The sequence below is a fragment of the Pseudomonas sp. NFACC41-3 genome, from assembly GCF_900109505.1.
Classification (GTDB): Bacteria; Pseudomonadota; Gammaproteobacteria; order Pseudomonadales; family Pseudomonadaceae; genus Aquipseudomonas; species Aquipseudomonas chlororaphis.
In genome coordinates this window covers 410522-425641 of sequence record NZ_FOAE01000005.1, presented here as the reverse complement: position 1 = coordinate 425641, position 15120 = coordinate 410522, and the positions used below count along the sequence as shown (strand labels likewise).

Here is a 15120-nt window from a genome sequence, read left to right as displayed (position 1 = left end):
AGCGGTATGTATTCGACTTCCCGGCGGTTGCAGGTCGTTGGTTGTGCCGTGCTGGCCATGGCGTTGCTGGGGGCGGTTCAGGCAAGGGCCGCCAGCTCGGTGCTGATCTGGCCGATCGACCCGGTGCTGGAGGCCGACCAGCAGGCCAGCGCGCTGTGGCTGGAAAACCGCGGCACGGAAACCGCGAACCTGCAGATCCGGGTCTTTGCCTGGAGCCAGAGCGGCTTCGAGGACCAGTACCAGAACCAGCGGGAGGTGATCGGCAGCCCGCCGGTGGCGAAGATCGCGCCCGGGCAGAGGCAACTGGTACGCCTGACCCGGACCCGCGAAGTCCCGCCCGGCCAGGAGCTGGCCTACCGGATCATCATCGATGAAATCCCCTTGGCGCAGCCGCCGATTGCCGAAGGCGAGGGCAAGACGGCGGCGGCCATCCGTTTCCAGATGCGTTATTCGGTGCCGCTGTTCGCCTACGGTGCCGGGCTCTGGAGCAAGGAAGACAGCACTCGCCAACGTGATCCGAAAAGCGCCGGCGTGCCCGAGCTGAGCTGGCGCAAGGTGGCGGTGGATGGCCGCAACTACGTGGAGGTCCGCAACCAGGGCGCGGTGCATGCGCGCCTGACCGACGTGGCGCTCAAGCAGGCGGGGCAGACCCGGCCGCTGGTGGAAGGGCTGCTGGGCTACGTGCTGCCGGGGGCGATCATGCGTTGGCCGGTGCCCGCCGCGCCAACCGCGGACGCGGCGTTGCAGGTGCGGGTCAATGGCGCGCCGCAGGTGCAGAACGTTGCGCCGGCCCGCTGAGGCCATCTACCGCTGCGGGCAGACAAGGGTGCGGGGCTGTCCGGCGATCGGCGATTCAGGCTGACCGGTAGCGGCAGTCACTGCAAGCCATGGAAGAAAGGTGTCCATCGATGGGCGTAACGCTTCAATGAACCTCGGCGCGGCTCGTCGTTTCTGGCGCCCGGGGTGGGCGGTGAGCGGGCTGTGTTGCTGGGTGTTCGCCTCCGGCAGCCCGGGTGGCGAACTGCCGCCGCCGCCCAGCGGCATGGAAGCGATCAGCGATGCCCAGTTGTTTCTGGAACTGGTGGTCAATCAGATGAATACCGGGCGAGTGATCGCCGTCGAGCAACGTGCCGGACGCCTGTTCGTGCCGGCCCAGGCCCTGCGGGAAAGCGGGATGAAATTGCCCGACGGGCTCGACGCCCAGGTCGCCCTCGACAGCCTGCAAGGGCTGCACAGCGACTACGACAGCCAGGGCCAGCGGCTGTTGCTGGAGGTGCCGCCGGACTGGCTGCCGGAGCAATTGATCGGCAGCCGCCAGGCCTATCCACGAACCCCGGCGCTGAGCAGTTTCGGCGCCTTGCTCAATTACGATCTGTACCTCAACGACACCGACGATGCCGGCACCTACCTGGCGGCCTGGAACGAGGTGCGGCTGTTCGACGGCTGGGGCACCCTGTCCAACACCGGCCAGTACCGGCGGACCTTTTCCGGCCTGGGCGAGGGCACGCTGAACAACGGCTACCGGCGCTATGACACCACCTGGCGTTACTCCGACGACGAGCGTTTGCTGACCTACGAGGCCGGCGACCTGGTCAGCGGCGCCTTGCCCTGGAGCAACTCGGTGCGCTTGGGCGGTGTGCAACTGTCGCGCGATTTTGCCGTGCGCCCGGACCTGGTGACCTACCCCTTGCCACAGTTCGCGGGGGAGGCGGCGGTGCCGTCCTCGGTGGACCTGTTTATCAACGGCTACAAGTCCAGCAGCGCCGACCTGCAGCCGGGGCCCTACACCCTGACCAATATCCCGTTCATCAACGGTGCCGGCGAAGCCGTGGTGGTGACCACCGATGCCCTGGGGCGACAGGTGTCCACCACCGTGCCGTTCTATGTCACCAGCAGCCTGCTGCAAAAGGGCCTGAGCGATTTCTCGGTGGCCGCCGGGACCCTGCGCCGTGACTACACGCTGCGGGATTTCAGCTACGGCCCCGGCGTCACTTCCGGCAGCCTGCGCTACGGCCTGAGCGACAACCTGACCCTGGAAGGCCACGCCGAGGCGGCGCAGTCCCTGACCCTCGGCGGTTTCGGTGGCAACCTGCGCCTGGGCAACTTCGGCGTGCTCAACAGCGCCATCAGCCAGAGCCGTTTCGACGGCCAGGGCGGGCAGCAGGTCAGCCTCGGTTATCAGTACAGCAGCCAGCGCTACAGCCTGTCCTACCAGCGCATGCAGCGCCGCGACGGCTACGCCGACCTGACGGTGGTGGACAGCCCCTACGCCAGCCTCAGCCAGCGCAGCGAACAGCTGACCCTGAGCCTCAACCTCGAGCGCTACGGCAGCCTCGGCGCCGGCTATTTCGATGTGCGCGCCGCGGACGACTCGCGCACCCGCCTGCTCAACCTGACCTGGAGCAAGCCGCTGTGGCGCAGCAGCAGTTTCTACCTGTCGGCCAACCGCGAGATCGGCGACAGCAACTGGGCGGTCCAGGCCCAACTGGTGATTCCGTTCGACCTCCACGGCAGCCTGAGCCTGAGCAGCGAGCGCAGCAAGGACGGGCAGGACCGGCAGCGGGTCAACTACAGCCGGGCGGTGCCCAGCGAAGGGGGTGTCGGCTTCAATCTCGGTTATGCCCAGGGCGATGCGCCGGCCTACCGCCAGGCCGACCTGACCTGGCGTTTGCAGTCGGTGCAATTGCAGGCCGGGGTCTATGGTTCCAGCGAGGCCGAAACCCGCTGGGCCGATGCCAGCGGTTCGCTGGTGTGGATGGACCGCCAGGTGTTCGCCGCCAACCGCATCGACGACGCCTTCGTGGTGGTCAGCACCGACGGCTACCGGGATATTCCGGTGCGCTATGAAAACCAGCTGGTGGGACGCACCGATAAGAACGGCCATCTGCTGGTGCCCTGGAGCAGCGCCTATTACCGCGGCAAATACGAGATCGACCCGTTGAACCTGCCGGCCAACGTGCAGAGCCCGCTGGTCGAACAGCGGGTCGCGGTGCGTCGCGGCAGTGGCTATCTGGTGGCGTTCCCCTTGACCCGCATCGTCGCCGCCAGCGTGGTCCTGGTGGACGCGCGGCACCAGGAGCTGCCCCTGGGCAGTCTGGTGACTCACGAGCAGAGCGGCGCCCAGGCAGTGGTGGGCTGGGATGGCCTGGTGTACCTGGAAAACCTGGCGCCGAATAACAGCCTGCGGGTCAGCCTGGCCGACGGCAGCAGTTGCCAGGTGAGCTTTACCCTGGAGCCGGAGCAGGAACAGGTGCCGTTGATCGGGCCTTTGGTGTGTCAGTGAGGATTCATGAACGGAATCGGGAGGCGGTGAACATGGACAGGTTGCGTGGCTATTGGGGCCAGGGGCTGTTGCTGATGGCGCTGCTGTCGCCGGGGGCGGCCCAGGCCCTGTGCTCGGTGGTCAGTACCTCGCCGGCGAGTTTCGGCACCCTCAGCTCGATCCTGGTGCGCACCACCTCGCAGTCCGCTTCCAGCACCAACGCCGGCCTGGCCTGTACCGGCTCGTTGGCGACCCTGATGGCCAGCAACGACCATTTCTACGCCACCATCACCTCCTCGCAGAGCGGGCTATTGGGCCCCACCGGCGATGTCATCGGCTATACGATCTACGGCGACAACAGCACCAACTACCCCATCAACCGCGGCGTGCAGTTCGACTTCGCGCGCAACTCCATCGTCGATGCTCTGGGGCTGCTGGGCAGCCCGACCGTGGCCAAGGCCATTCCGGTCTACCTGGGTAGCATCACCGGCAGCAACGTCGCCGCCGGCATCTACACCGAGACTTTGAGCATCGCCTGGAGTTGGAACTATTGCGCGGGGATCGGTGCCCTGGGCGTCTGCCTGGGGCGCGATATCGGCAGCGGCGTCGCCAGCCTGACGGTCAACCTGACGGTGGCCAACGATTGCGTGATCACCGCGCCCAATATCAGTTTCGGCAGTGCGCCGGTGATCAGCGCCTTCGCCACCGTCAGCGGGCAGACCATCAACCTCGCCTGCACCAAGGGCAGTGCCTACACCGTGGGCCTGGACGATGGCCAGCATGCCGTCAGCGTCGGCGGGCGGCGGCGGATGATCTCGGGGAGCAACTACCTGGCCTACGACATCTTCAAGAGTGCCGGCACCACCCGCTGGGGCAGCGTGGGCGCGGCGCGGCGGGCCAGTTCCGATGCCGAGGTGAATCCGGGCAACGGCCTGGGCACCGGCAGCCAGGTGTTCAACTACAACGCCCGGATCTACACCGACCAGGCCACGCCGCCGGCGGGGACCTATATCGACAATGTGGTGCTGGATGTGGGGTTCTAGGCGGGGAGAGCGGTTGCTGGCGCTGGGTGCCGGTACGAGCGATGGGGGCGGAGGATTACCGTCCATATCGTGTCGGTCTCAGGCCGGTGGTGACCTGGATATCCTGCGGCCGCTGCGCTGCCGATCGCAGGCTGCGCCAGCGGCTACAGCAGGAGAGTAGCGGCTCTCGGGAGAGGTGTAGCCGCTGCCGCAGGCTGCGATAGGTCCGAAGGACCTTTGGCGGTTTCAAGGCCGGTCCACGGGGGTGCGGCTGCCGTGGTTCAGAACTTCTGGGTGTCCTGCAGCCGCTGCGCCACCGCCGAACCACTGGGGCTGACCATGGCGTAGTTGTAGCCACTGTCGGACCAGTAGTCGGCCTGCAGTTCGCCATCGTTGCGGCTGCCCCGGGGCAGCAGGTAGTTCTTTGGTCCCGGTGGGCGGATATAGAAGCTGATCCTGTGCCCGCCCTGGTCCTCGTACAACACCATCGCCGCCGGCCCTTGATCGGTGCTCAGCAGGCGCCCGCTGACCGCCTGGAAGCCGGATTCGCGCAGGTCCGGCAGGCGCTCGGCCTGGGTGAAGTAGCGGTCGAGCCAGGCCTGCATGGCGCCGTTGCCCTGGACCTTGAGGTCGGCCGGGAGGACGCCTTGCTGGGCAAACAGGCGGTAGGCCTGCAGGGCGTCGGTCATCGGCAGCGGGGCGCTGGCCAGGGTCATTTCCCGCGCCTGCCAGCCACTCAGGCCGCCGACGCCGAGGGCGATCAACAGCAGCGTGGCGCTGGCCAGGTGGCGGCGCGACTGGCGCTTGAGGCGCTGGCGAATCAGCGCCGGGTCGAGGTCGGGGTTGGCCGGTTGTTGCAGGGCGCCGCCGAGGGCCGCGCGCAGCTGCTGGGCGTCCTGCTGCCAGGCCTGGACCTGGGCGGCGAGCTGCGGGTGGCTGCTCAGGTAGGTTTCCAGCAGGCGTCGGTCGCTCTCGTTGAGCCGATGATCGACATAGGCATGCAGGTCGCGTTCGCTGGGGGGCAGGCTGATCATTTGAGTATCCGCAAAGAAGGGCTGCTGATTTCGCCGTCGCTGAGCTGGCGCAGGGCCTGGCGCGCCCGGGACAGGCGAGACATCACGGTGCCGGTGGGTACGTCGAGGATGGTGGCGACTTCCTTGTAGCTCAGGCCTTCCACCGAGACCCAGAGCAGCAGCGCGCGCTGTTCGGCGGGCAGGCGGTCGAAGGCTTCCAGGGTCGATTGCGCAACCACGCTGCGCTCCACCGAAGGCTGGGCGTCGTCACGCCCGGTGAAGAATTCCAGCATGCGTGCATAACGCCGTGAGCGGCGGTGCGCGTCGAGAAACTGCCGGTAGAGAATGGCGAACAGCCAGGCCCGCAGATCGCCCTCGGGGCGTTTTTCGCCCCAGCTCGACAGCGCCCGTTCCAGGCTCGCCTGCACCAGGTCGTCGGCGCTGCTGGGCTGGCGGCTCAGGGACAGGGCGAAGCGCCGTAGCCGGGGGATGATTTCACGCAGCTGTTCGTCGATATCGTTCATGGGTTCCTGCAGGTTGTTGGCCAGTCGCTACGCTTGCAACAGCGTGCTTGCAACAGCCAGACGCCTGGTCGTGCAGGTTATTCCCGTGCCGGAAAAATAAATAGCGGGCCAGGGAATAACCGCTGCCGGGGCTCGTCTGACCTGTCCTTTCCACCTGTGGCCGCGGCCCTGGAGATATTCATGGTAGATCGTCCATCACCCCCTGATCGTCCGCCCTTGAGCGCGGCCAGCCTGAGCCTGCGTCTGGGCGGGATCGCCCTGGTGGTCGCGGCCCTGGCCGGCGCCATGGCTTATGTAAACGGCACTTTCGATCCGCAGCGCCTGACCCCCAAGGCCCTGGTGGATGTGCTGGAGAAAAACAACGGCGTGCATCCGGGCTTTCGCCGCAACCATGCCAAGGGCGTGTGCGTGGCCGGTTATTTCGAGAGCAGCGGCGAGGCCCGCAGTTATTCCAGCGCCCAGGTGTTCAACGAAGCGCGGACCCCGGTGGTCGGGCGTTTCGCCTTGCCTCCCGGCAATCCCTATGCGCCTGACAGCAGCGTGCCGATCCGCAGCCTGGCCCTGCGTTTTACCCAGGCCAACGGCCAGCAGTGGCGCACCGGGATGAACAGCATGCCGGTGTTCCCGGTGGGCACCCCCGAGGCGTTTTACCAGTTGCAGCAAGCCAGTGCGCCAGACCCGGCGACCGGCAAGCCGAACCCGGCCAGCGTGCCGGCGTTTTTCGCCGCCCACCCCGAAGCCATGCCGTTCCTGCAATGGATCAAGGGCGCCAAGCCCTCGGCCAGCTATGCCACCGAGACCTACAACGGCATCAACGCGTTTTACCTGGTGAGCGCCAGCGGGCAACGCCAGGCCGTGCGCTGGGGCGTGGTGCCGCTGACCCAGGACGCGCCCGGCGCGGTGGCGCCGCAAGGCAACGACTTTCTAGAAAAAGACCTGGTGCAGCGCCTGGCCGCAGGGTCGTTGCGCTGGCGCTTGAACATCACCCTGGCCAACCCGGGCGACCCGACCGACGACGCCAGCAAGGCCTGGCCCAGCGAGCGCAAGGTGCTGAATGCCGGGACCCTGGTACTGGAGCGCAGCCAACCGCAGAACGAGGGCGAATGCCGCGACATCAACTACGACCCGCTGGTACTGCCGAGCGGCATCGCCGCCTCCGACGACCCGCTGCTGGCGGCCCGTTCGGCGGCCTATGCCAGTTCTTATCTGCGCCGTACCAGTGAAGTCGACCAATTGCCCCGCGCTGCCCAGGAGTCCCGCCCATGAGTGCCCAACCGAACCACTTCGCGCCATTGGCGCGCCTGCTGCACTGGCTGATGGCGCTGATGATCATTGCCATGCTGTTTATCGGCGCCGGCATGGTGGCCTCGGTGTCCGAGCGTCACCAATGGCTGATCCACCTGCACAAGCCGCTGGGCATTGCCATTCTGCTGCTGGTGATCGTGCGTCTGGTCGTGCGCTTTTCCACCCGGCAACCGCCGTTGCCGGCGGACCTGCCGGGCTGGCAGGCGTTGGCGGCCAAGGCCTCCCATGTGCTGCTGTACGCGCTGATGCTGGTCCTGCCGCTGCTGGGCTGGGCGATGATTTCGGCGGCGGGCGACCCGGTGATGCTCGGCAGTTCGCTGCAGTTGCCGGCGATCCTGCCGGCCAATGCCCAGCTGTTCGCTTTTTTGCGCAAGGCTCACGGCTTTCTCGCCTACCTGCTGTTTTTGACGGTGCTGCTGCATCTGGCGGCGGCGCTGTTCCATGGCTGGGTGCGCCGCGACGGGGTGCTGGAGAGCATGCTGCGCGGCAAGGAATGAGGTAACGGAGTCATCGAGGTTTATCGCGAGCGAGCTCGCTCCTACAGGGATTTACATAACCCTTGCAGGGGCAAGCTCGCGAAGCCCCGTCCCCGCAATTCAACCGGCACACACCAGGGCTTTGCGCGGGTTCAGGCTCCATAGCCAGTACAGCAGCGCCACGCCATTGATCGCGGCGCCCAGCAGGCACACCCCGGTCCAGCCCGCCCAGGCATACATGGCCGTGGCGCCGATCGAGCCGCTGGCGCTGCCGATCGAATAGAACAGCATGTAGCCCGCGGCCAGGCGGCTCTGGGCCTCGGGGCGGGTGCTGTAGATCAGGCTCTGGCTGGTGACATGCACCGCCTGTAAACCCAGGTCGAAAACGATCACTCCCAGCAACAGGGCCCAGAGCGACGACTGGGTGTAGGCGATGGGCAACCAGGAGGCCAGCATCAGGCTCAGTGCCAGGCCGCTGGTCCACTGGCCCAGGCCACGGTCGGCCAGGCGTCCGGCGCGCGCCGCGCCCAGGGCCCCGGCCGCCCCGGCGAGGCCGAACAGGCCGATCTCGGTATGGGACAACGACAGTGGCGGGGCGCTCAGGGGCAGCACCAGCGGGGTCCACAACACGGTGCCGGCGCCGAAGATCAGCAGCGCCAGCACCGCCCGGTCGCGCAGGATCTTTTCTTCGCGAAACAGGCCGAACAGCGAGCGGATCAGCTGGCCGTAGCTGTGCAGCGCCGCCGGTTGCTCGACCTTGGGCAGCACCCGCCACAACAACCGCGCCATGACCAGGGTCAGCCCGGCCGACAGCAGGTACACCGAACGCCAGCCGGCCAGGTCGGCCATGGTGCCCGACACCGTGCGCGCCAGCAGGATCCCGAGCACGATGCCGCTGGTCACGCTGCCCACCACCCGGCCACGTTCGCCCGGCGCGGCCAGGTTGGCGGCATAGGCCACCAGCACCTGGGTCACCACCGCGAGCAGCCCGGTCAGGGCCATGCCCAGCAACAGCCAGGTGCTGTCCGCGGCGAGCGCCACCATCAACAGGGCCGCGACCGACAAGCTCGTCTGGCCGACGATCAGCCGCCGCCGGTTCAGCAGGTCGCCCAGCGGCACCAGGAACAGCAGGCCGAGGCCGTAGCCAACCTGGGTCAGGGTGATGACCAGGCCGATGGTCGCTCGCGGCATGTCCAGGCTGTGGGCCATGGCATCGAGCAGGGGTTGGGCGTAATAGACATTGCCCACCGCCAGCCCGCAGGCAATGGCAAAGAGCAGCACCACCGACGCCGGAATGGTGGCGGATGGCAGAGGGGCGATGGCGGCGGTCATGCTCGGCTCCGTGAGTTCTAGTTGCGTTATGAAACCAGTTGTACGGTAGAGAGTCTGGTTTTATATTGCAACCACTTTCCTGTCGCGAGTCTGCATCATGGTCAAACGCACAAGCCTGGAGGGCGCCGAATGCCCGGTGGCCCGTTCGCTGGACGCTATCGGCGACTGGTGGTCGCTGCTGATCATTCGCGATGCCTTCGACGGCATCCGCCGCTTCAGCGAGTTCCAGCGCAACCTGGGGATGGCCAAGAACATCCTCGCCGCCCGCCTGCGCACCCTGGTGGCCCATGGCATCTTCGAGGTGCTACCGGCGTCGGATGGCAGTGCCTATCAGGAGTACGTGCTGACGCAGAAGGGCAACGGCCTGTTCAACCTGATCATCGGTTTGCGGCAGTGGGGCGAGGCGTATTTCTATGAGCCGGGGGAGGCGCATTCGCTGATGGTCGACCGCGAGCAGGGGCAGCCGCTGCGACCGCTGGAATTGCGCTCGGCGGACGGGCGCCTGCTCGGGCCCGAGGATTGCCGGCGGGTGCCGGTGCAATAGACGCTGGCCGCGGTTCGAGCCGCGGCCAGCGCAGCAGGATCAGCGCAGGATGCCGACCATGTCGGCCACGGTGCTGAGGACGTCCTTGCCCAGTTGCATCGAGCGTTTGCCCGACCAGCCGGTGAGCGGGTTGGGGTTGTCGTCGTGGTCCTTGAACGGCATTTCCAGGGTCAGCGACAGGCAGTCGAACTTCTCGCCGACGCTGTTGCAGGCCAGGGTCATGTTGGCTTCGCCGGGTTTGTCCCTGGTGTAGCCGTGGGTGGTCTGGAAGTCCCGGGTCTTGTGTTTCAGGTGGCTGCGGAAATGCTCCTCGAGCTTGGCCAGGCGCGGCGTGTAGCCCGGGTTGCCCTCGCAGCCGGCGGTGAACACATGGGGGATTTCTTCGTCGCCGTGCACGTCGAGGAACAGGTCGACACCGTACTGCTCCATCTGCTGCTGGACGAACAGCACTTCCGGGCTGAGCTCCCGACTGGCGCTCTGCCAGGCGCGGTTCAGGTCCTGGCCCATGGCGTTGGTGCGCAAATGGCCGTGGAAAGCGCCGTCGGGGTTCATGTTCGGCACCAGGTACAGGTCGGCGCTGGCCAGCAGCCTGTTCAGCTCGGCATCGTCACGGTGCTGCAGGCGCTCGATCACGCCCTCCATGAACCATTCGGCCATGTGCTCGCCAGGGTGCTGCTGGGCGATGATCCAGACCTTGCGCCGGCCTTCGCCGCCGTTGCCTTTGCGCAGCAGCTGGATGTCACGGCCCTCGACGCTTTTGCCGGTGGCCAGCAGTTCGGCGCCGGCCTTGGTCAGTGCCTGATCGATCAGCCAGTCGTGCCGACCGCGGCTGTAGGGTTCGAAGTAGGCGAACCAGGCGTGGGTCTGGGTGGCTTCCAGGCAGAAGCGCAGGGTGTCGCCTTCAAAAATCGTCGGCACGCGGAACCAGTTGACGTGATCGTAGGACGCCACCGCCTGGTAGCCGCTCCAGGCCTTGTTGTACGAGGATTTGCTGGCATTGCTCAGGCGGAACCAGTGTTCCTGGCCGACATGCAGGCCGCTGGCCTTGAAGTGGAACCACTGGAAATGCGCGCTGCGGGTGTCGGGCTTGATGGCCAGCAGGACTTGCGAGGGGTTGCTGGCATCCAGTACTTCGATATTGCCGCTGTCGAAATTGGCAGAGATTTGAAACGAGCTTTGGGCCACGGTCATGATTCCTGAGCAGGATTTTTATGGCCGTTACTTTAGCAAGGCGGGGAGTTGCAGGGGGGCAATTTCGGCGGGAGAGGGGGGCGTCGTCCTTGACGCGAAAGCAGCTTAGAAGCTATGCAATTGATTCTCAAGCGCTGTTTTTGCATTTGCGAGCCGTTGCGGCGGGCGTCGGCTTGCAATGAGGCATTCTTTTGCTATCATCGCCGCCAATTTAGCGGTACCCAGTCTTCATTAGCCTGAAGCCAAGCCAGAAAAACTGGCAGAAAAAAAAGACCCGGCAAAAAGCCGGGTCAAAAACCGTGATTAGCCTGATGAGGAGATAATCCAGGAGTCCGACCTAAGGTCTCTTGGGTTATCGACTGATCTCGCGACCAGTTGCTTGCAATAATAATCATTATCATTTGCAAGTCAAATGTTTTTCCCCGCCTTTTAGAAAATAATTTCCTGCCCCTGTTCATCGGCCGGATCGGCTGTGGGCGAATTCTGCCGTGGCGCTCATTCCGGGCGATGGCTGTCCAGCGAGCGATCCACCAGCGCCTTGGCCATGTCGATCATGTGCACCACGGAAAACGCCAGGTCCCGCCGGGTACCCCGCAGGTGGTCGGCAGCCTCGTAGGCACTGGCCGCGGCGCAGCGCAGCAGGTCGGAAGCGTGGATCATCGCTTCCTCGCTGCTGATGCTGTGTTTGACCTCGAAGAACTTCTCGTCGATCGACGCATCTGCAATAGCCGGTTTCAAGTAGTAGTCCATGGCCCGGCGGGCGGCCTCGCTGTCCTTGAGGGCGTTGAAGCCGACATCGGTTTCCAGTTCCGGTGCATCTTTGCTGGTTGTGCTCATGAGCGGTTCCATCCTTTGACGTGGAATAAGAGGGTCTGAGGAATGGTAATACTTAATGTATTTGTGACTAGGTTTCAAATACTACAACTTGTGTGTTGAGGGCCGAAATACACAACGTATTGTTCCGCTCCATGGACAAATGGATCGAGTTGGTTAAATCCAACATGAAGGACCGCAAGGTCACGCAAGAAAAGCTCGCGGAGCGCCTGGGCATGTCCCAGGGCGGCATCGGTCATTGGCTGAGCAAACGGCGCCAGCCGAAGATCGAAGACATGAACCGGGTGCTGGAAGAAATCGGCCTGGGTTTTCTTGAAGTCGCGCTGGTGATCCGCGAAAAACCACAGGTGGATGACGAGGGCCAACTGCTGCTGGAAGGGCCGTCGTTGGTGCAGAAGTACAACCCGTACTTCCGCTATCCGGTCAGCGACTGGCGGGGCGTTGGCGAGGTGCGCGAGGCCGGTGGCGCGGGCTACGCCAGCGAGCGTTACGAGCTCTCCGACTACCAGGCCGAAGGCTCGGCTTTCTGGCTGGTCGTGGTGGGCGACGCGATGATTGCCCCGAGCGGCCTGAGCATCGCCCAGGACATGTTGATCCTGGTGGACCCGGCGGTGGAGGCGGGTCCCGGCAAGCTGGTGATCGTGCAATGCCCGGGCAGCACCGAAGCGATTTTCCGCAAGCTGGTGGAGGAGGGTGGGCAGCGTTATCTGGTGCCGCTGAATCCGACTTACCCGAAGGCGCTTTACAGCGATGATTGTCGGATTATTGGTGTCGTGGTGCAGGCTACCGCTAAATTCTGACGTAAAAATACGATCGTTCCCGCAAGGCTGCGGGAACGATCTTCTGCCTCAGGAGCTTATTCCAGCTCCACCAGGGCACTTCCCTCACTGACCATTTCGCCTTCCTGGCAATACAGCGCCTTGACCACCCCGGCTTGCGGTGCGCGGATGCTGTGTTCCATCTTCATCGCTTCCAGGACCACCAGTTGCGCGCCGGCTTCGACGCTCTGCCCGGCTTGCACCAGAACCCGCACGATGCTGCCGTTCATGGGCGCGGTCAGGCCGCCCTGGTGGCTGTGGCTGGCCTCCACCGCGGCAATTGGGTCATAGGCCGTGACCCGGTGCATCTCGCCCTGCCACTGCAGATACAGGCTGTCGCCCTGGCGAATCGCCCGGTGCTGCTGGCGCAGCCCCTTGTGTTCGATCGACAGCTGTTCGTCATGCAAGGCCATGGCCGCGCTGGTGTCCAGCTTGATCGCCCGGTCCTGGCCCTCGCAGTCGAGGTGCAGCACGGTTTCCCGCGGCAGGCCGATACGCAGGCCGCTGGCCTTGGCCCAGGGGGAATGGCGGTCGTCGGCGCGCGTCTGGTCCGGCTGGCTCTGGGCGAACGCCTGGGCGGCGGCCTGCCAGAACTCGTCGCTCAAGGCGCTGGCCGGTGGCAGCAACTGATCCTGATAGCGCGGGATAAAGCCGGTATCCAGCTCGGCGGCGGCGAAGGCCGGATGGGCGATGATGCGCCGCAGGAACGCCAGGTTGGTCTTCAGCCCACCGATGGCGAACTCGTCGAGCATGGCCAGCAGGCGCAAACGCGCCTGCTCGCGGTTTTCGCCCCAGGCAATCAGCTTGCCGAGCATCGGGTCGTAGAACGGCGACACGCTGTCGCCTTGCTCGACGCCGCTGTCCACCCGACGTCCAGGACCCGCCGCCGATTCGCGGTACAGCGCCAGGTGCCCGGTGGCCGGGAGGAAGTCGTTGCCCGGGTCCTCGGCGTACAGCCGCACTTCGATCGCGTGCCCGATCAGCGGCACCTGATCCTGGGTGATCGGCAGCGCTTCGCCCTGGGCCACGCGGATTTGCCAGGCCACCAGGTCCAGCCCGGTGATGGCTTCGGTGACCGGGTGCTCCACTTGCAGGCGGGTGTTCATTTCCATGAAGAAGAATTCGCCGCGCGAATCCAGCAGGAACTCCACGGTGCCGGCGCCGACGTAACCGATGGCCTGTGCCGCGCGCACCGCGGCTTCGCCCATGGCCTTGCGCTGCTCGACGCTCAGGCCGGGGGCCGGGGCTTCTTCGACGACTTTCTGGTGGCGCCGCTGGATCGAGCAGTCGCGCTCGTTGAGGTACAGGCAGTTGCCGTGCTGGTCGGCGAACACCTGGATCTCCACATGGCGCGGCTTGAGCACGTATTTTTCCACCAGCATCCGCGAATCGCCGAAGGACGACTGCGCCTCACGCTGGGCCGAGGCCAGGGCTTCGGCCAGTTGGCTGACGTCCTCCACCACTTTCATGCCCTTGCCGCCACCGCCGGCGGTGGCCTTGAGCAGCACCGGGTAGCCGATGCGCTCGGCGGCGACGCGGAAGGTTTCCAGGTCCTGGGCTTCGCCGTGGTAACCGGGGACCAGGGGCACGCCGGCGGTTTCCATCAGTGCCTTGGCCGCCGATTTGCTGCCCATGGCGTCGATGGCCGACGCCGGCGGGCCGAGGAAGATCAGGCCGGCGGCTTCGATGGCGCGGGCGAAGCCGGCGTTCTCCGAGAGAAAACCGTAGCCGGGGTGAATCGCCTGGGCGCCGCTGGCCTTGGCGGCGGCGATCAGTTTGTCGATCTGCAGGTAGCTGTCGGCGGCCTTGCTGCCGCCCAGGTCGATGCGCAGGTCGGCTTCTCGGCTGTGGCGGGCGTCACGGTCGGTGGCGCTGTGCACGGCCACGGTGGTCAGGCCCAGGGCCTTGGCGGTGCGCATCACGCGGCAGGCGATCTCGCCGCGGTTGGCCACCAGCAGGGTGGTCAGGACAGGGGCGCTCATTAACGCGACTCCTTGGTGATCTTGTCGGGCTGCCAGCTGGGCGAGCGCTTTTGCAGAAAGGCGCGCAGGCCTTCCTGGCCTTCGGGGCTGACGCGGATGCGGGCAATGGCGTTTTCGCAGTAGCGGCGCAGGGCCGGGGTCAGGGCGCCGTTGCCGACTTCGCGCAGCAGGTCCTTGCTGGCGCGCATGGCGCACGGGCTGTTGAGCAGCAGGTTGTCGATCCACGACGCTACTTGTTGTTCCAGCTCGGTCGCCGGGTAGCTTTCCGCCAGCAGGCCGATTTCCCGGGCCCGCTGGCCGCTGAAACGCTCGGCGGTCAGGGCGTAGCGGCGCGCCGCGCGTTCGCCGATGGCTTGCACCACGAACGGGCTGATCACCGCCGGGGCCAGGCCGATGCGTACTTCCGAGAGGCAGAACTGCGCATCGTCGGCACCGATGGCCATGTCGCAGCAACTGATCAGGCCCAGGGCGCCGCCAAAGGCCGCGCCTTGCACCACGGCCAGGGTCGGGATCTTCAGCTTGGCCAGGTTGTACATCAGCTCGGCCAGCTCGCGGGCGTCGTCGAGGTTGGTGTGATAGTCGAGTTCGGCCGACTGCTGCATCCAGGCCAGGTCGGCGCCGGCGCTGAAATGCTTGCCGCGGCCGCGCACCAGCAAGAAACGCAGGGCCGGATCGCTTTGCACCTGATCCAGGGCGAGGATCAGCTCGCGGATCATTTCGGCATTGAAAGCGTTGTTCTTTTCCTCGCGGCTGAGCCACAGGGTGGCGAAACCACGCGGGTCCTTCAGCAGTTCCAGGGTGTTGAAGTCGTTCATGT

General features: G+C 65.7%; 14 protein-coding genes. 7 read left to right on the top strand and 7 right to left on the bottom strand.

The window, feature by feature from the left end; translation table 11 throughout:
- The first annotated feature begins 6 nt into the window (after window positions 1-6).
- The 3 genes from BMY68_RS23470 (at window position 7) to BMY68_RS23460 (ending at window position 4305) form a co-directional block, all read left to right on the top strand.
- Window positions 7-798, top strand: coding sequence for a fimbrial biogenesis chaperone (locus BMY68_RS23470; RefSeq protein WP_085534082.1), 792 nt, complete (start codon window positions 7-9; stop codon window positions 796-798).
- A gap of 127 nt (window positions 799-925) precedes the next feature.
- Window positions 926-3283 (top strand): fimbria/pilus outer membrane usher protein, encoded by a 2358-nt coding sequence (locus BMY68_RS23465; protein WP_085534084.1) that lies wholly within the window; start codon window positions 926-928, stop codon window positions 3281-3283.
- 32 nt (window positions 3284-3315) lie between these two features.
- Window positions 3316-4305: a Csu type fimbrial protein gene (locus tag BMY68_RS23460; protein ID WP_085534086.1), complete on the top strand. Its 990-nt coding sequence runs from the start codon at window positions 3316-3318 to the stop codon at window positions 4303-4305.
- Window positions 4306-4565: 260 nt separating this feature from the next.
- On the opposite strand, the gene BMY68_RS23455 is transcribed toward BMY68_RS23460, so the two are convergent.
- Complete coding sequence (locus tag BMY68_RS23455; RefSeq protein ID WP_085534087.1) at window positions 4566-5318, bottom strand: anti-sigma factor family protein; 753 nt, start codon at window positions 5316-5318, stop codon at window positions 4566-4568.
- Entirely contained in the window at window positions 5315-5821 is a 507-nt protein-coding gene (locus BMY68_RS23450) for an RNA polymerase sigma factor (RefSeq protein WP_009044629.1), read from the bottom strand. The genes BMY68_RS23455 and BMY68_RS23450 overlap by 4 nt, the downstream gene beginning before the upstream one ends.
- Before the next feature lie 180 nt (window positions 5822-6001).
- On the opposite strand from BMY68_RS23450, the gene BMY68_RS23445 reads away from it, so the two are divergent.
- Both BMY68_RS23445 and BMY68_RS23440 read left to right on the top strand, forming a co-directional pair.
- Window positions 6002-7087: a catalase family peroxidase gene (locus BMY68_RS23445; protein WP_085534089.1), complete on the top strand. Its 1086-nt coding sequence runs from the start codon at window positions 6002-6004 to the stop codon at window positions 7085-7087.
- Window positions 7084-7623: a cytochrome b gene (locus BMY68_RS23440; RefSeq protein ID WP_009044627.1), complete on the top strand. Its 540-nt coding sequence runs from the start codon at window positions 7084-7086 to the stop codon at window positions 7621-7623. The genes BMY68_RS23445 and BMY68_RS23440 overlap by 4 nt, the downstream gene beginning before the upstream one ends.
- Window positions 7624-7722: 99 nt before the next feature.
- Here the strand turns inward: BMY68_RS23440 and BMY68_RS23435 are convergent, their stop codons facing one another.
- Window positions 7723-8934: an MFS transporter gene (locus BMY68_RS23435; protein ID WP_085534091.1), complete on the bottom strand. Its 1212-nt coding sequence runs from the start codon at window positions 8932-8934 to the stop codon at window positions 7723-7725.
- A gap of 97 nt (window positions 8935-9031) precedes the next feature.
- Between BMY68_RS23435 and BMY68_RS23430 the strand changes: the two genes are divergently transcribed.
- Entirely contained in the window at window positions 9032-9478 is a 447-nt protein-coding gene (locus BMY68_RS23430) for a winged helix-turn-helix transcriptional regulator (protein ID WP_085534093.1), read from the top strand.
- Window positions 9479-9517: 39 nt separating this feature from the next.
- Here the strand turns inward: BMY68_RS23430 and BMY68_RS23425 are convergent, their stop codons facing one another.
- The gene (locus BMY68_RS23425) at window positions 9518-10669 is read right to left on the bottom strand and encodes a M14 family metallopeptidase (RefSeq protein ID WP_085534095.1); all 1152 of its coding nucleotides are present in this window, start codon (window positions 10667-10669) and stop codon (window positions 9518-9520) included.
- A 495-nt stretch (window positions 10670-11164) separates the two neighbouring features.
- Window positions 11165-11506 (bottom strand): DUF6124 family protein, encoded by a 342-nt coding sequence (locus BMY68_RS23420; protein WP_085534097.1) that lies wholly within the window; start codon window positions 11504-11506, stop codon window positions 11165-11167.
- A gap of 131 nt (window positions 11507-11637) precedes the next feature.
- Here BMY68_RS23420 and BMY68_RS23415 point away from each other — a divergent pair, with 131 nt between their 5' ends.
- The gene (locus BMY68_RS23415; RefSeq protein WP_085534099.1) at window positions 11638-12303 is read left to right on the top strand and encodes a LexA family protein; all 666 of its coding nucleotides are present in this window, start codon (window positions 11638-11640) and stop codon (window positions 12301-12303) included.
- 56 nt (window positions 12304-12359) lie between these two features.
- On the opposite strand, the gene BMY68_RS23410 is transcribed toward BMY68_RS23415, so the two are convergent.
- Together BMY68_RS23410 and BMY68_RS23405 are read right to left on the bottom strand one after the other, a co-directional pair.
- On the bottom strand, window positions 12360-14303 hold the full coding sequence (locus tag BMY68_RS23410; protein ID WP_085534101.1) for an acetyl/propionyl/methylcrotonyl-CoA carboxylase subunit alpha: 1944 nt from the start codon (window positions 14301-14303) through the stop codon (window positions 12360-12362).
- Complete coding sequence (locus BMY68_RS23405; RefSeq protein ID WP_009044620.1) at window positions 14303-15118, bottom strand: gamma-carboxygeranoyl-CoA hydratase; 816 nt, start codon at window positions 15116-15118, stop codon at window positions 14303-14305. Before BMY68_RS23405 ends, BMY68_RS23410 begins: the two co-directional genes overlap by 1 nt.
- Window positions 15119-15120 lie beyond the last annotated feature (2 nt).

Coding starts and splice junctions, on each gene's coding strand:
- BMY68_RS23410 (WP_085534101.1), bottom strand. CDS start 14,303: ATGAGCGCCCCTGTCCTGACCACCCTGCTGGTGGCCAACCGCGGCGAG.
- BMY68_RS23425 (WP_085534095.1), bottom strand. CDS start 10,669: ATGACCGTGGCCCAAAGCTCGTTTCAAATCTCTGCCAATTTCGACAGC.
- BMY68_RS23455 (WP_085534087.1), bottom strand. CDS start 5,318: ATGATCAGCCTGCCCCCCAGCGAACGCGACCTGCATGCCTATGTCGAT.
- BMY68_RS23470 (WP_085534082.1), top strand. CDS start 7: ATGTATTCGACTTCCCGGCGGTTGCAGGTCGTTGGTTGTGCCGTGCTG.
- BMY68_RS23420 (WP_085534097.1), bottom strand. CDS start 11,506: ATGAGCACAACCAGCAAAGATGCACCGGAACTGGAAACCGATGTCGGC.
- BMY68_RS23445 (WP_085534089.1), top strand. CDS start 6,002: ATGGTAGATCGTCCATCACCCCCTGATCGTCCGCCCTTGAGCGCGGCC.
- BMY68_RS23405 (WP_009044620.1), bottom strand. CDS start 15,118: ATGAACGACTTCAACACCCTGGAACTGCTGAAGGACCCGCGTGGTTTC.
- BMY68_RS23435 (WP_085534091.1), bottom strand. CDS start 8,934: ATGACCGCCGCCATCGCCCCTCTGCCATCCGCCACCATTCCGGCGTCG.
- BMY68_RS23415 (WP_085534099.1), top strand. CDS start 11,638: ATGGACAAATGGATCGAGTTGGTTAAATCCAACATGAAGGACCGCAAG.
- BMY68_RS23430 (WP_085534093.1), top strand. CDS start 9,032: ATGGTCAAACGCACAAGCCTGGAGGGCGCCGAATGCCCGGTGGCCCGT.
- BMY68_RS23465 (WP_085534084.1), top strand. CDS start 926: ATGAACCTCGGCGCGGCTCGTCGTTTCTGGCGCCCGGGGTGGGCGGTG.
- BMY68_RS23450 (WP_009044629.1), bottom strand. CDS start 5,821: ATGAACGATATCGACGAACAGCTGCGTGAAATCATCCCCCGGCTACGG.
- BMY68_RS23440 (WP_009044627.1), top strand. CDS start 7,084: ATGAGTGCCCAACCGAACCACTTCGCGCCATTGGCGCGCCTGCTGCAC.
- BMY68_RS23460 (WP_085534086.1), top strand. CDS start 3,316: ATGGACAGGTTGCGTGGCTATTGGGGCCAGGGGCTGTTGCTGATGGCG.